Origin of the sequence: Bradyrhizobium sp. I1.14.4, assembly GCF_050435825.1 — a bacterium.
Taxonomy (GTDB): Bacteria; Pseudomonadota; Alphaproteobacteria; order Rhizobiales; family Xanthobacteraceae; genus Bradyrhizobium.
On the sequence record NZ_JBNDLA010000009.1, the window covers coordinates 128,726 to 145,803 of the forward strand.

Consider the following 17,078-nt stretch of genomic DNA (forward strand, 5'->3'; position numbering starts at 1 on the left):
GAACTTGCCCGCGCGAATTTATCGGGTGCGCGTGACGGATGCCAACCGCCGCTATTGAAGCGCGTCGAGATGCTGCGCGAACTGCGCGGACGTCCTGTGCTGCACCCTGACATCGACCTTGGCGTTGTCCTTGGCGACATGGGTGAAGACGATCGATGGGTTCTCGCTCAGCGAGATGCCGCCATCCATGTCGAACACATTGACGCCGACGCTGACCGTGACCCATTCCAGATAGCGCGCCGGCCCGTAGTCGCCGCTCGTGTTCTGCTGCATCCCGCTATAGTTCGGATGGCTGACGATGAACCGCGACCGCACCAGCGAAGCGTCGATCGACCGATCGCCAGCTCGGCGAGCCAGCCGTTGAGGTCGCCGTCGAGGTCGGTCACCGATCGACGAACAGCAAATCGCTCGCCAGCAGAATGCCGAACTGCTTATCGCGTACCCTGACGTTGCAGACGGCGTGCACGGGCGGATGCGCTGTTACGACCAAGCTGCGGCTGGATCGTAGGGAAGAAGTGGCCGACGACGATCAAGCGCGTCATCACGGCGACAGTGCGTTCGCACCGTCGCCGTCACCTTCACCGCTTGATCCCGGCAAACGCCGCGGCAATCCCGCGCTGGAACAGCGACCAGTCGAAGCCAAGCGCGAGCGCGAGGTAACCGCGGTCGACCATCGCATTGGCCTGTTCGGCAGTGCGCGCGACGCCGCCGATCGGCACGCCGCTCTTCATGATGCCCTCTTCGGCGCGCTGCATCAACGCGACCACTTCGGGATCATCGGGCAGGCCGCGCTTGTTGATCGAGGTGGCGAGATCGCCGGGCCCGATCACCGCGAGGTCGATGCCCGGTGTCGCCATGATTTCGTCGATGCGGTTCACGGCATCGACATGCTCGATCGTGATCATGCAGATCATGTCGTCATCGGCGGTCGCCATGTAGTCGTTCATCGAGACGCCCCAGCGGAACGGCGCATGGAACGGTCCCCAGAGCCGGTCGCCCTTCGGCGGATAGCGCACGCTGCGCACGGCCTTCCCGGCGTCGTCGCGGTTGCAGATCATCGGGAAGTTTATGCCGAGCGCGCCGATGTCCATCGGCGCCTTGGCAAGGTGCGGCTCATTGGCGGCGATCCGCACCATCGGCACGCACGGCGTTCCCGAGGTGGCCACGATCATCGCATGCGCGGTGCCGAGATCGATCGGGCCGTGCTCGAGATCGACGATGATCCAGTCCAGCGACTGCGCCATGATCTGCACGGTCTGGATGCTTGGAATGGTCGCGATCGCGCCAAAGGTCGGGCGCTTGTCGCGCCACTGCTTGCGCAGGCGATTGAGCGGCGTCAGCGGTGCTGGGGTCAAGTGCGGTCCTCCTTCGAAGGAGAGCAGAGGCTAGCAGCGTGCTGTGACGGCGAAAAGGATCAGGCCGGGACGCGGCCGCCGAAGAACGGCATCAACGCCACCGTCAGCGCGTGCGGGCGCTTCGATGTGAATATCATCTCGGCGCCAGCTTGGTCGCTCTCGGTGCCTGCCGGGCCAAGCAGGTCGGCGACGCGGCGGGCGATCGCCGGCGCCGGATCGATCCAGTCGACCGGCCAGGGCGCGAGCCTGGTCAGGCGTTCCAGCAGCAGCGGATAGTGCGTGCAGGCGAGCACGATGGTGTCGGTGCGTGCGGGGTCAGTCGCGCCATCACCAACGAAGCAGGGCGCGAGCTCGGCCGCGATGTCATTGTCGCGCACCGTCTGGCCGCTGAGGGCGGCTTCCGCCAGCGACGCGAGCTCGCCCGAACCGACCAGCGTCACCTCGCAGCCCTGCGCGAAGTCCGAGATCAGCTTGCGAGTATATTCCCGTTTCACGGTGCCCCTGGTGCCAAGCACGGAGACGCGCCTTGTCTTCGACGACGCACAGGCCGGCTTGATCGCCGGCACGGTGCCGACGAAGGGCAGGCGGTAGGCGTCGCGCAGATGCGACATGACCAGCGTGGATGCCGTGTTGCAAGCGATCACAACCAGGTCGGGTGCGTAGGCCGCGATCAACTCGCCGACCAGCGGCACCACCCGGGCGATGATCTCGTCCTCACCGTGGTGGCCATAGGGAAAGAAGGCGTCGTCGGCGACGTAGACATAGTGCGCGTCGGGCCGGGTGCGGACGATCTCGCGCAGCACCGTGAGGCCGCCGAGGCCGGAATCGAAGACAAGGATGGTTGGGGGGGTGGACACGCGGAAATTCTATCCGAACCAGGGTTACTATTCAGTTGTCTTTGGCTACCCGGCCTCTGCGGCCGACAAAAGGCGGTGAAGGCGGGAATTTCATATGGCCTTGGCCAATACCTGCAAGTATCACGGCAAACCATTGCTGCGACGTGCTAAATCTAAACGGAGCCAGTCGATCATGATCCGCAATACCGCCGCAAGCTGGGGCTCGCTTGCCCGAACATTCCACTGGGTGCTGGGCATCGCCATCATCGGCATGCTGGCCTATGGCTGGTGGATGAACCACATCCCGGCGCGGGCCGACAAGTTCTTCTACCGGTCGATCCATGCCGACATCGGCTATCTGGTGCTGTCGCTCACGGTGCTGCGGCTGCTCTGGCGCGGCGTCAATCCGACGCCGGCGCTGCCGGCCGACATGCCCTCCTGGCAGCGGATCGCCGCCCGGATCAGCCATGGCGCGCTCTACGCCGTCACCATCCTGGTGGCGATGCTGGGCTGGGCGCATTCGGGTAGCCGCGCACAGGACTATTCGAGCTTCTTCGGCCTGTTCCACGTTCCCCAGATCACGTCGCCAGACAAGGCCGCGGCGGACGCCTATGAGGGGCGCCACATCTTCTTCGCCTATGTCTTGCTCGCGCTGATCGTGCTGCACCTCGCCGCGGCCGCCTTCCATCATTTCGTCAAGCGCGACCGCGTCGGCGCACGGATGATCGGGGCGAACCCCGCCGACCGCGCGGCTTGAAGCACAGGGGTCGGCGCCGGGCGCGGATTAAAGCGCGATGAAATCGAGTTGAACCGTCATCGCGCTTCAGCTGTTTGTTTGAGCATGATCTTTTCGGAAAACCGCTTCGCACTTTTCCGGATCATGCTCTATCCCGCCGGCATCTGCTTCTCGACCAGGCGCACCCAGTAGGAGGCGCCGTGGCCGAGGATGTTGTCGTTGAACTTGTAGGCGGGGTGGTGGCACATCGGGCCGTCGCCCATGCCGAGGAAAACAAACGCTCCGGGGCGCGCCTCCAGCATGAAGGCGAAATCCTCGGCGCCCATGACAGGCACCAGGTTCTCGTTGACGCGGTCGGCGCCGACCACATCGCGGGCGATCTCGGCGGCGACGCCGGCCTCACGCGCGTGATTCAGCGTCACCGGATACATGCGCACATACTCCGTGTCGGCCGACCCGCCATAGGCCTTGGCGATATTGGAGGCGACCTCGCCGATCCGGCGCTCGACCAGGTCGCGCACCCCGGGATCGAGCGTGCGCACGGTGCCGCCCAGCGTGACGGTCTCCGGGATCACATTGAACGCGCTGCCGGCCTCGAACATGGTGATCGAGATGACCGCCGATTTCAGCGGATCGACATTGCGCGACACGATCGACTGCAGCGCATTGATGATCTGGGCGCCGATCAGGACGCTGTCGACTGCCTCGTGCGGCGCGGCGCCGGCGTGGCCGCCCTTGCCGTGGACGATGATCTTCAACGTGTCCGACGAGGCGAGCATCGGGCCCGGCGTGGTCGCGAAATAACCCTCGGGCAGGCCGGGCATGTTGTGCAGGCCGTAGACCTCCTGAATGCCCCAGCGGGTCATCAGTCCGTCGTCGACCATCGCCTTGCCGCCGGCGCCGCCTTCCTCGGCGGGCTGGAAGATCACGACCGCGGTGCCGTCGAAATTGCGCGTCTCGGTCAGATATTTCGCGGCGCCCAGCAGCATCGCGGTGTGGCCGTCATGGCCGCAGGCGTGCATCTTGCCGGGAATCTTCGAGGCGTAGTCGACGCCCGAGGCCTCCGCGATCGGCAGCGCGTCCATGTCGGCGCGCAGCCCGATGGTCCTGCCCGAATTGGACTTGCGGCCGCGGATCACGCCGACCACGCCGGTGCGTCCGATCCCCGTCACCACCTCGTCGCAGCCGAACTCGCGCAGCTTCTCGGCAACGATGCCGGCGGTGCGGTGGACTTCGTAGAGCAATTCGGGGTTCTCGTGGAAGTCATGGCGCCAGGCGGCCATTTCATCCGAGAGGGCGGCAACACGATTGACGATGGGCATGGGGAGCGTCCGTTTCTTGTGCTTGCGTAGGGCGGGTCAGTTCGTAGGGCGAGCTAGCGTAGCGCAACCCGCCGTGTTGTCACGTGGCAATGCCGGAGAGGGTCTCAGCTCTCCCCGAACACCCGCTTGAAGATCGTGTCGATATGCTTGAGGTGATAGCCGAGGTCGAACTTCTCATCGATCTCGGCATCCGTCAGGTACTTCTTCACCTCGGCGTCCTGTTTCAGCAGCGTCTGGAAGTCGCCTTCGCCGCGCCAGACCGGCATTGCGTTGCGCTGCACGAATTTGTAGGCGTCCTCGCGGCTGGCGCCCTTCTGGGTCAGCGCGATCAGGACGCGCTGCGAATGCACGAGGCCGCCGAGCCGGTCGAGGTTCTTCTGCATGTTTTGCGGATAGACTAGGAGCTTCTCGATCAGGCCGGCCAGGCGGACCAGCGCGAAGTCGAGCGTGACAGTCGCGTCGGGGCCCATCATGCGCTCGGCCGAGGAGTGCGAGATGTCGCGCTCGTGCCAGAGCACAACGTTCTCCAGCGCCGGCGTCACATAGGCGCGCACCATGCGCGACAGGCCGGAGAGGTTTTCCGACAGCACCGGGTTGCGCTTGTGCGGCATCGCCGACGAGCCCTTCTGGCCCTCGGAGAAGAACTCTTCGGCTTCCAGCACCTCGGTGCGCTGTAGATGGCGTACTTCCACCGCGAGCCGCTCAACCGAAGCGGCGATCACGCCCAGCGTGGCGAAATACATCGCGTGGCGGTCGCGCGGGATAACTTGCGTCGAGACCGGCTCCGGCCGCAGGCCCATCGCTTTCGCGACGTGCTCTTCAACCCGCGGGTCGATCTGGGCGAAGGTGCCGACCGCGCCCGAGATCGCGCAGGTCGCGATCTCGTCGCGCGCGGCGACCAGGCGGGCGCGGGCGCGTGAGAACTCGGCGTGGGCGTAGGCGAGTTTGAGGCCGAAGGTGACCGGTTCGGCATGGATGCCGTGGGAGCGGCCGATGGTCGGCGTCATCTTGTGCTCGAATGCGCGCGTCTTCAGCGCCGCAAGCACCCGGTCGAGATCGGCAATCAGCAGGTCGGCCGCGCGCTTGAGCTGGACGTTGAGGCAGGTGTCGAGCACGTCCGAGGAGGTCATGCCCTGGTGCACGAAGCGCGCTTCGGGCCCGACGATCTCGGCGAGATGGGTCAGGAAGGCGATGACGTCATGTTTGGTCTCGCGCTCGATCTCGTCGATCCGCGCGACGTCGAAAATGGCGTCCTTGCCCTTGGCCCAGATCGTCTTCGCGGCTTCCTTGGGGATCACGCCGAGCTCGGCCTGCGCGTCGGCGGCGTGCGCCTCGATCTCGAACCAGATCCTGAAACGCGTCTGCGGCTCCCAGATAGAAGCCATTTCCGGGCGGGTATAGCGGGGGATCATCGAAATCTCCGAAACGAGCGGGGCGGGCATCACCGCGCTGCCGGCCGATTTTGTTTCTATGCCGTGCTTTAGCAAATCGGGCCGGGGGAGGCCACTGATACGGGGATTCGCAAGAGCAAATGGGGTGGGTCGAAATCCGATCGAGCCGGGCTCCACGCCACCTCGCCCCGAGTGCGGGGAGAGGTCGGAACGCATCGCGAGATGCGATCCGGGTGAGGGGGAATCTCCATGAATCCAGCTGTCACCGAATTCGCGGAGGCGGCCCCTCACCCCAATCCTCTCCCCGTAAGAACGCGGAGCGGGAGCAGTCCCGCTACAAATTTGCCAGCCCGCATTCGACCGCCAGGCGGACCAGCTGGGCGTCGGTCCGCATGCCGGTCTTGGCCTTGATGAGGTAGTGGTAGTTCTGCACGGTCTTGGTGCTGAGGTTGAGGTTGGCCGCGATCTGCTCCTTGGTACTGCCGGCCGCGAGCTGCCGGAGGATTTCGATCTCCCGCTCGCCGAGCTGGTCGAGCGCCGATTGGGTCGGCACCAGGCTTTCCAGGGCGAGCACCCGCGCGACGTCGTCGCTCATGGCGTGCTCGCCGCGCGCGATCGAGCGGATCGCCGCGATCAGCTCGGCCGGCTCGCTGCCCTTGGTGACGAAGCCGCTGGCGCCGGCGCCGAACGCCGCCTTCACTTGCGCGGCCTCGCTGTGCATGCTGAAGACCAGGATGCGGGCGTCGGCGTCGCGCGCGCGGATGTTGCGGATCGCTTCCAGCCCGCTGGCGCCGGGCATCGAGATGTCCATCACCACGACGTCGGGCTCGTGCGACTTGAAAGCGCGGTAGGCATTGGCGGCGTTGTCGGCCTCGGCGACCACGCTGAAATCGTCCTGATGCTCGAGCACGCGCCGATAACCCTGTCGGACGACGGGATGGTCGTCGACCAGCAGGATCGAGATGCCTCTTGTCTTCACGGATATCGTCTTTGCGGTCGTCATCTCAGGCGGCGAGCGGGATCGTGGCGGCGACGCTAAGGCCGCGGCTGGCGCGCGCGATCGACAGCGAGCCGCCGAGCGCGGCGACGCGCTCGCTGACCCCGGTGAGGCCGAAGCCCGCCGACTGCGCCACCTTGGCCGCATCGCCGCCGCCGTCATCCTCGACGCGCACCAGGAGCGCATTCTCCGTTCCGGTCCGCCGCTCGATCCGCAGCACGATCTCGCGCGCGGCGCTGTGGCGCAGCGCATTGGTCAGGCACTCCTGCGCGACGCGATAGGCGGTCGCGGCGACCGTGCCGCTGATGTCGGCAAGGTCGCCCTGCAAGTCGAGCTGGATCATCGGCTGCGTCGCGTCGCGCGATCGCCAGCTGTCGACGAGATCGATCAGGCTTGCTTCGAGCCCGAGTTCCTCGGCCGGCGGATGACGCAGACGGTTCAACGTGTCGCGCAGGCAGGCGATGATGCGGCGCGTGGCCTGCGAAATCATCCGTGCATCCTGGGCAATTTCGGTGCCGTCAGCGTACTTGTCCCCGGCGCTCGCCTCGATCGTGTTGGCGAAGGCGAGGATCGCGGTGAGATTCTGGCCGAATTCATCGTGCAGCTCGCGGGCGAGCGTGCGGCGTTCGTCATTGCGGATTTCCAGCAGCCGCCTCGTCAGCACCGTGCGCTCCTCCGCGGCCTCTGCGAGACGGTCGCCGAGATCGCCGACGGCGCGTCCGATCATCGCGAGATCCATCGAGCGGACGCGCGGCAGCGGTGTCCGGTACTCGCCGTCGGCCATGCGCCGCAGCGCTGACACGATCGAGTGGGCGGGCGCCAGCGTATGCGCGATCGCAAGCGAGGCGAGCAGCGCAATCGCGAGCGCCATCAGGAGCGCGACATGGATGTTGTCCAGGATGTGCTGCCAGGCGAGCGCGATCGCGGCGGCTGGATCGGCGGTGGCGCGCACGGTTCCCGCGGTCGCGGCGCGGGCACTGATCGGCCGCTCTACGGTGGCGTGATCGCCGAGCACCATCTGCACGGCGGCCGCGAACCAGCGTGGCGGCGCCTTGCCGATCCCCTTGCTCTGGCCGCAGAGCGGCTTCTCGAAGGCACCCGCCGGTTCGAATTGCAGGCAGATCCCGGGCGCGATCAGGCCCATGGTTTCGATGGTGCGCCAGTCCGGCATCGGCAGCAATTGCTCGCGCATCCGGTTGCTGCGCAGCAGCAATTCACGCCAGTACAGCGCCTCGAGTGCCTGCGAGACCCGAGCGGCGGACGCCTCGGTGGCGCGATCGACACTGCGATAGGCGTCGACCGTGGCCCAGACGGTGGCCGCGCCGAGGCACAGCGCGACGATGACGAGCAGGCGGGCGACCAGTTGAAGCACGAGGCGCATGCGATCACTCCACGGCCAGCGCATGATCCGGAAAGGCGTGACGCGGTTTTCCGGGGAACATCATGCTCAAACGAGAGAGTGATGCTAACAGCACCGGTATTCCCCGCCAATCGCAAGCGTGCGAAGCTATGCAGGTCGGGAAATTTGCCCGACGATACTTGGGCAGATGTCTTTGGACGGCGCCGGCCGGCTCTGCTCTAACGGCAATGAGGCCCTCGCAGAGCCTCATGAGCAGTCGGCACAGGGAGCTCACGCAGCATGGATGCCAAGGTCGACGCCGCGGCCGCATCGGCCGGCACGGATGCGGCGGAGCGCAGCGTTTTGCTGCTCTGGATGATCTTCACCGGCCTTTCGGTCTTCGCCGCCTTCCTGCTGTGGCGCTACGGGCTGATCCGCCTCATGGTCAGTTCCGACCGCACCTACATTTCCAGCGTCATCGCGGTTCTCTACCTCGTCACCTGCATCCATTGCTTCTGGCGGACGCGGGCGATCGCGCGGGAAGGCGAGGTGGCGCGTTCCTGTCGCGCGATCCTCGCCGCGCCTGACGGTGCCAAGGTTCTTGTATCAGAGGCGCTTGTATCGGATGCGCGCAGCCTGCCCGGTGGCCTCGTCACCGATCACATCCGCAGCCTGGTGCAGAAGGCCGAGGCGCAAGCGAAAGGCCGGATCGACCAGACGCTGCTGCTGCGGACGTTGGCGGACCGCCTGCGCGGGTCAAACGGCTTTGGCGCCTTCGTCTCCGACACGCTGATGAAGCTCGGCCTGCTCGGCACCATCATCGGCTTCATCATCATGCTGGCGCCGATCGCCTCCCTCGATGCCGCCGACAAGGTCGCGATGAAATCGTCGATGGGCCTGATGAGCGACGGCATGGCGGTCGCGATGTACACGACGCTGGCCGGGTTGATCGGGTCCATCCTGGTCCGGATCCAGTATTACATGCTGGATTCCGCGACCCAGCGGGTGTTTTCCGATGCCGTCGTGCTGACCGAGACGCACGTCACCCCGGCCTTGGAACGTCGCCTTGAAACGTCCCTTGGACGCCGCCATGATGGATGAGTTCGGGCTCTATCCGCGTGAGGAAGCATTCGATCCCCTTGGTGTCATGCTGTTCAAGGCGCTGCAGGTGATCGCCTTCCTGTTCTTCCTGGCGTTGCTGGCGGTGTCGCCGGACTCCAAGGAAGGCAAGATTGAGTCCAAAGCGGAGTTCATCATCACGATGGACTGGCCGGACAATCATCCTGACGATCTCGACCTGTTCGTGCAGGACCCCGCCGGCAACATCGCCTGGTACAGGCATCGCGAAGCCGGCTTCCTGACGCTCGACCGCGACGACCGCGGCGGCGCCAACGACTTCATCGTGGTCAACGGCAAGAAGATCGCGTCCCCGATCCGCGAGGAGATCGTCACGCTGCGCGGCATCGTCGCCGGCGAATACACCGTCAACGTCTCGCATTTCCAGGCCACGACCGGCGAGCCGGTGCAGGCCAATGTGAAGGTGCAGAAGCTCAATCCGACGGCGCAGGTGATCTTCGACGACAAGCTGACCGTCGATCACACCGGCGACGAGAAGACCGCGGTCAGGTTTCGTCTCGACGCCGAGGGCAAGGTGATCAACGTCGATCGGCGGCCGAAATCGCTGCTCGAGACCTTCCGCAGCAGTTGGCGCAACGGCGGCGATCTCGATCCGAAAACCGGCGTCAGGATGCTTCGTCGTGATTAGCTTGCAGTCAGTGATCCTTACGCTCGCGGTCGCCTACGCCGTGGTCGGTGCGCTGCTCCTGATCGTGCTGGTCTATGCGCGGCTGCATTGGTCGCTGAAGGCTGTTGTCATCGTCGTGACCAGCGCCTTCTACTTCGTCAGCTTTGGCGGCATGCGCGGCCTGCTCGGCTGGGCGTCCGCGGAAAAGCTGCCGGCCAACTTCAAGCTGCTGTCGACGCGGATCGTGGAGCCGCATTCGCTGGAGGGCGACCCGGGCTCGATCTATCTCTGGGTCGAGGAGCTCGACGACGATAACCGACCGAGCGCGGTCCCGCGCGCCTTCCGCATTCCCTACAGCGACGCGCTGGCCGAACAGACCCATACCGCCGAGAACGAGATCAAGGCCGGGCATCCGCAGGGCGGACGGGCTGCGGATTTCGGCGGCGGCGACGGAACCATCATGGACTTCGTTAGGGAGTACATCACGCCGAAGACGATCCTGGAGACCACGGGCGGCGATTCCACGACGGGTACGTTCGTGCCCCCGCCGGCAGGCGCGCAAGGGTCGGTCTTCACGCCGCTGCCGCCGCCCCGGATGCCGCCCAAGGACGAGCAGCAATAGGAGGGCGCACCAATAAGAGGATGGCACAAAAATAGGGATCGCCAATAATCAGTCAGCTGGGTGGACAGTAATCATCCGGAATTCCTCAATTCCCTGAACGGTGTAATCTTGGAGCTAACCGGGGCTAGATTTTATCCCCAAGCCATTTTCCCGGCAAAGGGGCCGCTGCGTGAGGCGGCCCCTTTCGATTCCGGCGCCCGGTTCCGCTGCAGTGAAGCGACCTCACAGCACTGTCAGGAATGCGATCGCGAGCACCATCAGCCATCCGACAATGACGAGCGAGGCCACCGCGCCGGCGGTAATCTTTGCGATTTCCTTGAAAGTTATCGGCCGGTCCATGCAGTTCTCTCCCGGATACCCCGAGGTGACATAATGCACGGACTGGCAGATCGCCCGGCTGCTCGCGGAACGGTGTAGCGCCCACAATCCGGACTCGAGGGCGGAGGCTACAGGGACCCCCTGTCATTTCACAAAATATTGTCTGACAGATATTGAAATCTGTCAGCGGGATGGTGTATATACTCATTGGCCCAAGGGAGGAGGGCGCCCAGTGGCTGTTTCGGCGTTTGGCCGGGGAAGCCGTACTTAATTTGACTACCTCGAAGGACTACCTCCATGACCATAGAAATCTTTCAATTGACCGCCCAGATTCAACAGTGGCTCAATCTTCGCGTCGCCCGCCACTTGGCCGCCCAGGCCGCCAAGTTCACGCGCGGCCAGGACAGCGATAACCAGACGGTAAACGCATGAACGAGGCGGTGGTTTTGACTCCGGAGCGGATCCTCGAGGCAACTGAGGATGTCTTGAGGCGCTACGGGCTGGCCAAGGCCACCGTTGTCGACGTTGCCCGAGCGCTGGATGTCAGCCATGGCAGCGTCTACCGCCATTTCCCCAGCAAAGCCTCGCTCCGCGACGCGGTCGCCAAGCGCTGGCTCGACCGCGCCAACGAACCGCTCTGCAAGCTCGCGGCCGCGTCCGGCCCGGCGCCGGAGCGGCTGGAGAAGTGGCTGCGGACCATGTTCGCGATCAAGCAGAAGAAGGTCTGCGACGATCCCGAGATGTTTGCGACCTATCTCGCGCTGGCCCAGGAGGCGCGCGAGGTGGTGGAAGCCTACAAGGACAAGCAGGTCGATCTGGTCGCGAAGATTTTGTCCGACGGTGTCGCGCAGGGCGTGTTCGAGATCGATAACGTCAAGGCCACCGCTCGTGCGGTGTTCGACGCCACCGTCCGCTACCACCACCCGGCGCATGCCGAGGAATGGGCCAAGCCCGAATGCCCGTCGCGGATCGACGCCCTGATCGCGTTGCTGCTGAAGGGGCTTCAGGCCTGCAAGCACTAGCCGGCGCTCCTTCCGACATATCCTGAACTCCCTGATGCCTTTGGCCCGATTGCGAGCCCGGGGCCGCGTGTGCTTGATATCGGGCAGGGATCAGTCACGCGGACCACGATGCGGCTTGCACTCTTTGCCGATATCCATGCCAACCGGCAGGGCTTCGCCGCCTGCCTCGACGCCGCGCGTGCGCGCGGCGCCGAGCGGCTGATCTGCCTCGGCGATATCGTCGGCTACGGCGCCGATCCCGAATGGGCCGTCGATACGGTGATGGACCTCGTGGCCAAAGGCGCGATCGCGGTGCGCGGCAATCATGACAATGCGATCGGTGTGCCGAGCGACAGCATGAATGCCGAGGCACAGGCCGCCATCGACTGGACCCGCAGCCGGCTCAGTGCCGGGCAGAGGGCCTTCCTCGCGGGCCTGCCGATCACGCGCGAGGAAGACAACCGTCTCTACGTGCATTCGGAGGCCTCCGACCCGGCGAAGTGGCGCTATGTCCGGGATACCGCCGACGCTGCGCGCAGCATGATGGCAACCGACCTGCAGATCACCTTCTGCGGCCACATCCACCGTCCCGGCCTCTACTCGATGTCCTCAACCGCGAAGATGACGAGCTTCGTTCCGACTTCGGGCGTACCGGTGCAATTGCTGACGGGCCGGCGCTGGCTTGCCGTGCTCGGCTCGGTCGGCCAGCCGCGCGACGGTGATCCCGCGGCATCGTTTGCGATGTTCGACACCGCGAGTCGCGAGATCACCTATCATCGCATCCCCTACGATGTCGCGACCGCCGCGGCGCGGATCAAGGCGAACGGCCTGCCGCACTGGCTCGCCGACCGTCTGCCGATCGGCAGGTGACTGACATGGCGGCGCTGACGATGCAGCCGGGCGCCGAGATCGATGGCTTCACCATCGGCGAGCGCCTGCACCGTGGCGGCATGGCGATGCTTTGGAGCGTCACCCATCCGGGCATCAACGTGCCGCTGCTGATGAAGGTGCCGCTCACCTCGGAGGGTGAGGACCCTGCCGCAATCGTCAGCTTCGAGATGGAGCAGATGATCCTGCCGCGGCTGTCGGGGCCGCATGTGCCGGCCTGTTTCGGCACCGGCGACTTCGAGCGCCAGGCCTATGTGGTGATGGAGCGCATCGGTGGGCAGACGCTCTACAAGCGGCTCGACGCTCTCCCGTTGCCGTATGAGGAGGCGAGGGTGATCGGCGGCAAGATTGCCACCGCGCTCGCCGGCCTGCACCGGCAGAACGTGATCCATCACGACGTCAAGCCGAGCAGCATCATGTTCCGCGACCGCGGCGAGGCGGTGCTGATCGATTTCGGCCTCTCGCATCACCAGCATCTGCCGGACCTGTTGCAGGAGGAGTTTCGCCTGCCTTACGGCACCGCGCCCTACATGGCGCCGGAGCGCCTTAACGGCGTGCGCGACGATCCGCACAGCGATCTGTTTTCGCTCGGCGTGCTGCTCTATTTCTTCACCACCGGCGTTCGCCCGTACGGCGAGACCGAGACCCTGCGCGGCATGCGCCGGCGGCTGTGGCGTGATCCCGTTCCGCCGCGCAAGCTGAAGCCCGACTATCCGCCTTGGCTGCAGGAGATCGTGCTCCGGTGTCTCGAGATCGATCCGGCCGCGCGCTATCCGACCGCGGCGCAGCTTGCGTTCGATCTCGGCCATCCCGAGCAGGTGAAGCTGACGGCGCGGGCGCAGCGGCTCAACCGCGATCCGCTCGGCACGGTCTGGCGCCGCCGCTTCAATCTCGGCGCGGTGCCGCCGCAGCCGAAGTCTGATGTCGCGGCGCAGCTCGCATCGAGTCCGATCGTCGCCGTCGCGCTCGATATCGGCGAGGGAACCGAGGCGCTGAACGACACCATCCGCGTCACCGCGGAGCAGGTGCTGTCGACGTCGCCGTCGGCTCGGCTCGCTTGCGTCAACGTACTCAAGCTCAATCGCCTGGCGATCGACCGCACCCACGACGAGCAGGGCCAGAACAAGCATGTCGACCGCCTGGTGGCGCTGCAGCATTGGGCGCGGCCGTTCAAGCTCGAGGAGGGGCGGCTGACCGTGCATGTGCTGGAGGCGATCGATCCAGCCGCCGCGATCCTGGAATTCGCCGCGGTCAATCTGGTCGATCACATCATCATCGGCGCGCGGCAGACCTCGATGCGCCGCGCGCTGCTCGGCAGCGTATCCGCCAAGGTCGCCGCGGAAGCGCCGTGCACGGTGACCGTGGTACGGCCGTCGCGGCTGACGCCGGCGACGGATGCTGATGAGGGCGATGGCGGCGCGGACCAGCCGGCCGATGCCGCGGTCACGCCGCCAGCTTTATTCTGACGGCCGAGCGGCCTCAGATCGCTTCGCCGCGCGCCTCGGCCGCGGCATGGCGGATCGCGGCAATGTTGGTCTTGTAGGCCTCGACCGTGCCGCCCTTGAACACGGCAGATCCCGCGACAAAGGCATTGGCTCCTGCGGCGGCGAGCTGGCCCGCGACATCGGGCGCAACGCCGCCATCGACCTCGATGTCGATCGGCCGGCCGGCTGTCATCGCCCTGACGTCGCTGATCTTGCCGATCGCCGAGCGGATGAAGGCCTGGCCGCCGAAGCCGGGATTGACCGACATGACCAGTACGAGGTCGATCAGGTCGAGCACATATTCGATCGCGCTCGGCGGCGTTCCCGGATTGATCGAGACGCCGGCCTTCTTGCCGAGTGCGCGGATCGCCTGCAGCGAACGATGCAAATGCGGGCCGGCCTCGGCATGCACCGTGATGTGGTCGCAGCCCGCTTTGGCGAAGGCCTCCAGATAGGGGTCGCAGGGCGCGATCATCAGATGGGCGTCGAAGATCTTCTTGGTGTGCGGCCGCATCGCCTTGATGACGTCGGGGCCATAGGAGATGTTGGGAACAAAGTGTCCGTCCATCACGTCGAGATGGATCCAGTCGGCGCCGGCCTGGTCGACGGCGCGGACCTCCTCGCCGAGCTTTGAGAAATCCGACGCCAGGATCGACGGAGCGATAACGAGGGGACGCGGGGTGAATGACTGAGTCATGTCAGCTGTTCCGGAAGACTTCAGGGGGCGACGGGTCAGTCCGCCTAACATGCGGACGCGTGGCGGGCAATGCGAGCGGTTGGCGTGTCGGGCCTGGAAAATTCTGCCGCCGGCGGCAGCTCTTGCCGGGTGCGCGGAACCCGCATCGATGCGCCAAGGCCTGGTTTTACTGGGTTTTTGCCATGGCACGCCCCTTGCTGCGCCACTGACACGCGTTCGAGCCGCATGCGCGGCTTTGTCGGAGTATTGCCATGTTATTTGCAATTGGCGCTGCATCGTCGGCCATCGATCTTTTGAGCTCGCTGATGTCGTCGAAGTCGACGACCCAGACGGGCGGCTCCAGCCAGGGAAGTCAGTCGACCGGGCTGTTCGCCCCCTCGACCGGTGCATCGACTTCGACCAGCAGCACCACCACTGCCGGATCGGGCAGCGGCGCCGCGCAGATTTCGCCGCAGACCATGAGCGCGCTGCTCGATGCGCAGAGCCAGTCGCAGACCACCGCTTCCACCAGCGCGACCCCGACCAGCCGGTCGGATGCGCTGAAGGACCTGTTCTCGCAGATCGACGCCGACGGCAATGGGCAGATCACCCAATCCGAGTTCGAGAACGCGCTCGGCGCCGGCGGTACCAACACCGCGCAGGCCGACGACGTGTTCTCCAAGCTCGATGCCAACGGCGACGGCAGCGTCAGCCTCGACGAGATGTCGCAGGCCTTGCAGGGCCACAAGGGCGGCGGCCATCATCACCATCACGCGGCCGGTGACGCGACCGATGGATCCGGCTCCAGCAGCGGTTCGGGTGGATCGAGCTCCGATCCGCTGATGCAGGCGCTGGACGGCGCCACCTCGACGTCGGTGACCAACAGCGACGGTTCGACCACCACGACAATGACCTATGCCGACGGCTCGAAGGTGTCGATGACGTCGCCGGCCGCGGCGTCCGGCACCAGCAATGCGACCCCGTCCTCCGCCAGCAGCAGCGCGACCTCGTCCTATAATTTCATCGAGCAGTTGATCCAGCGCCAGTCGCAGGCGATCTCGGCGCAGGCCTCCGCAGGTGTGTCGGTCAGCGCGTAACACATTACGCTGTCTGAGACAGCGTAGCCGCGAGCTCCGCCTCTCCCCGCGTGCGGGAGAGGCCCGAACGCATCGCTAGATGCGTTCCCGGTGAGGGGGATTCTCCGCGAGTCTGTCTGTCACCCTCGATGCGGAGGCAGCCCCTCACCCCAACCCTCTCCCCGTAAGAACGGGGCGAGGGAGCACACTGCCTTCGCGGCCTAACCGAACCGATCGTGCCAGCTCGGCAGCGCGCCGGGGAAGCGCAGCACGGTCGCGGAATGGACGCCGCGGGCGATCGCGCGCGCCACCGTGTTGGCCGCGAGCGCGCCGAGCTTGGTCAGGCCGAACAGCGGATCGATCGGCTTGGCGCCGGTCGCGGCGGCAAACACCACATCGCCGTCGAGCGGGGCGTGCACCGGATAGATCGCGCGCGCCATGCCGGTCTGCGCGATCATCGCAAGCCGCTTGGCCTGCGGCTTCGTCAGCTGCGCATCGGTCACGACCACGACGAGGGTGGTGTTCTCGGCGCTGGTTGCGTCCGCGCCTCCCTTCAGCCGAATCTTGAGCATGTCTGACGTGAACGAGGGCGGCAAGCCGCGGCCGCCGAACTCGCCGCCGATCTCGAACGGTGCAGCCCAGAACCAGGGGCCGTTGCCGACCGTGACGCTGCCGACCGCGTTGACCACCGCGAGCGCTGCGACCTTGACGCCGTCGTCGGTCACATCAGACGCCGAGCCGAGGCCGCCCTTCAGATTGGCCGTGGTTGCGCCCATGCCGGCGCCGACGCTGCCGAGTTCGAACACCTCCGACGCCGAATCTGCAGCCGCGTAGCCGAGATCGCGATAGGGCGGAAAGCGCCCCCACGCCTTGTTGCCGCCGTTGAGCAGGTCGAAGCAGATCGCGCCCGGCACGATCGGGATCACCGCGTCGCGGATGCGAAAGCCGCGGCCGCGCTCGGCGAGCCAGGCCTGCACGCCGCCAGCGGCGTCGAGCCCGAGCGCGGAGCCGCCCGACAGCGTGATGGCGTCGATCGCCTCGACGACGTTGTGCGGGGCAAGCAGCGCGTCCTCGCGGGTGCCGGGGCCGCCACCGCGGACATCGATCGAGGCCACCGCCGGCCGCTCGAACAGGATGGCGGTGACGCCGGAAGCGATCACGGCGTCGTCGGCATGGCCGACGCTGACGCCGGCAATATCGGTGAGAAGGTTTTTCACGATGGGTCTGTCCGCCTGCTGTCCGATCGATCCGGTATAGCAGCAGCGGCGGATGCATCAACCGTCCGACGCGCGC

General features: G+C 65.8%; 18 protein-coding genes. 9 read left to right on the forward strand and 9 right to left on the reverse strand.

Annotated features, from left to right (window positions below):
* Positions 1-51: 51 nt before the first annotated feature.
* From ABIB78_RS20020 to murI, 3 genes are all read right to left on the reverse strand, one after another.
* On the reverse strand, positions 52-315 hold the full coding sequence (locus ABIB78_RS20020) for a thiosulfate oxidation carrier complex protein SoxZ (RefSeq protein ID WP_429027674.1): 264 nt from the start codon (positions 313-315) through the stop codon (positions 52-54).
* A 263-nt stretch (positions 316-578) separates the two neighbouring features.
* A complete protein-coding gene (locus ABIB78_RS20025) occupies positions 579-1,355 on the reverse strand; it encodes an HpcH/HpaI aldolase family protein (RefSeq protein WP_429027676.1) in 777 nt (258 codons plus the stop codon).
* Positions 1,356-1,414: 59 nt separating this feature from the next.
* Complete coding sequence (gene murI / locus ABIB78_RS20030) at positions 1,415-2,212, reverse strand: glutamate racemase (RefSeq protein WP_429027677.1); 798 nt, start codon at positions 2,210-2,212, stop codon at positions 1,415-1,417.
* 172 nt (positions 2,213-2,384) lie between these two features.
* Between murI and ABIB78_RS20035 the strand changes: the two genes are divergently transcribed.
* Complete coding sequence (locus ABIB78_RS20035; RefSeq protein ID WP_429027679.1) at positions 2,385-2,948, forward strand: cytochrome b; 564 nt, start codon at positions 2,385-2,387, stop codon at positions 2,946-2,948.
* 128 nt (positions 2,949-3,076) lie between these two features.
* Here the strand turns inward: ABIB78_RS20035 and ABIB78_RS20040 are convergent, their stop codons facing one another.
* The 4 genes from ABIB78_RS20040 to ABIB78_RS20055 all read right to left on the reverse strand — a co-directional run bounded on the left by ABIB78_RS20040 (position 3,077) and on the right by ABIB78_RS20055 (position 8,018).
* The gene (locus ABIB78_RS20040; protein ID WP_429027680.1) at positions 3,077-4,249 is read right to left on the reverse strand and encodes a M20 aminoacylase family protein; all 1,173 of its coding nucleotides are present in this window, start codon (positions 4,247-4,249) and stop codon (positions 3,077-3,079) included.
* A gap of 104 nt (positions 4,250-4,353) precedes the next feature.
* On the reverse strand, positions 4,354-5,661 hold the full coding sequence (gene purB / locus ABIB78_RS20045; RefSeq protein WP_429027681.1) for an adenylosuccinate lyase: 1,308 nt from the start codon (positions 5,659-5,661) through the stop codon (positions 4,354-4,356).
* Between the two features lie 313 nt (positions 5,662-5,974).
* Positions 5,975-6,619: a response regulator gene (locus ABIB78_RS20050; RefSeq protein WP_429027682.1), complete on the reverse strand. Its 645-nt coding sequence runs from the start codon at positions 6,617-6,619 to the stop codon at positions 5,975-5,977.
* A gap of 25 nt (positions 6,620-6,644) precedes the next feature.
* Positions 6,645-8,018 (reverse strand): sensor histidine kinase, encoded by a 1,374-nt coding sequence (locus ABIB78_RS20055; RefSeq protein WP_429027684.1) that lies wholly within the window; start codon positions 8,016-8,018, stop codon positions 6,645-6,647.
* A gap of 258 nt (positions 8,019-8,276) precedes the next feature.
* On the opposite strand from ABIB78_RS20055, the gene ABIB78_RS20060 reads away from it, so the two are divergent.
* The 7 genes from ABIB78_RS20060 (at position 8,277) to ABIB78_RS20090 (ending at position 14,015) form a co-directional block, all read left to right on the forward strand.
* A complete protein-coding gene (locus tag ABIB78_RS20060) occupies positions 8,277-9,077 on the forward strand; it encodes a MotA/TolQ/ExbB proton channel family protein (RefSeq protein ID WP_429027686.1) in 801 nt (266 codons plus the stop codon).
* A complete protein-coding gene (locus ABIB78_RS20065; protein ID WP_429027688.1) occupies positions 9,067-9,741 on the forward strand; it encodes a hypothetical protein in 675 nt (224 codons plus the stop codon). Before ABIB78_RS20060 ends, ABIB78_RS20065 begins: the two co-directional genes overlap by 11 nt.
* Positions 9,734-10,342, forward strand: coding sequence for a hypothetical protein (locus tag ABIB78_RS20070; protein ID WP_429027690.1), 609 nt, complete (start codon positions 9,734-9,736; stop codon positions 10,340-10,342). The genes ABIB78_RS20065 and ABIB78_RS20070 overlap by 8 nt, the downstream gene beginning before the upstream one ends.
* A 615-nt stretch (positions 10,343-10,957) precedes the next feature.
* The gene (locus ABIB78_RS20075; RefSeq protein ID WP_016843141.1) at positions 10,958-11,092 is read left to right on the forward strand and encodes a hypothetical protein; all 135 of its coding nucleotides are present in this window, start codon (positions 10,958-10,960) and stop codon (positions 11,090-11,092) included.
* Positions 11,089-11,682 (forward strand): TetR family transcriptional regulator, encoded by a 594-nt coding sequence (locus tag ABIB78_RS20080; RefSeq protein WP_429027692.1) that lies wholly within the window; start codon positions 11,089-11,091, stop codon positions 11,680-11,682. The genes ABIB78_RS20075 and ABIB78_RS20080 overlap by 4 nt, the downstream gene beginning before the upstream one ends.
* 108 nt (positions 11,683-11,790) lie before the next feature.
* Positions 11,791-12,531, forward strand: a complete 741-nt coding sequence (locus ABIB78_RS20085) for a metallophosphoesterase family protein (protein ID WP_429027695.1) — start codon at positions 11,791-11,793, stop codon at positions 12,529-12,531.
* Between the two features lie 5 nt (positions 12,532-12,536).
* Positions 12,537-14,015: a serine/threonine protein kinase gene (locus tag ABIB78_RS20090; RefSeq protein WP_429027697.1), complete on the forward strand. Its 1,479-nt coding sequence runs from the start codon at positions 12,537-12,539 to the stop codon at positions 14,013-14,015.
* A 13-nt stretch (positions 14,016-14,028) separates the two neighbouring features.
* Here ABIB78_RS20090 and rpe read toward each other — a convergent pair whose 3' ends face one another.
* Positions 14,029-14,730 (reverse strand): ribulose-phosphate 3-epimerase, encoded by a 702-nt coding sequence (gene rpe / locus ABIB78_RS20095; protein ID WP_429027699.1) that lies wholly within the window; start codon positions 14,728-14,730, stop codon positions 14,029-14,031.
* 251 nt (positions 14,731-14,981) lie between these two features.
* Here rpe and ABIB78_RS20100 point away from each other — a divergent pair, with 251 nt between their 5' ends.
* Positions 14,982-15,806 carry an EF-hand domain-containing protein gene (locus ABIB78_RS20100; RefSeq protein WP_429027702.1) on the forward strand — a complete coding sequence of 275 codons (825 nt, stop codon included), beginning with the start codon at positions 14,982-14,984 and terminating at the stop codon, positions 15,804-15,806.
* Positions 15,807-16,006: 200 nt separating this feature from the next.
* Here the strand turns inward: ABIB78_RS20100 and ABIB78_RS20105 are convergent, their stop codons facing one another.
* Positions 16,007-17,002, reverse strand: coding sequence for a P1 family peptidase (locus ABIB78_RS20105; protein ID WP_429027704.1), 996 nt, complete (start codon positions 17,000-17,002; stop codon positions 16,007-16,009).
* Positions 17,003-17,078 lie beyond the last annotated feature (76 nt).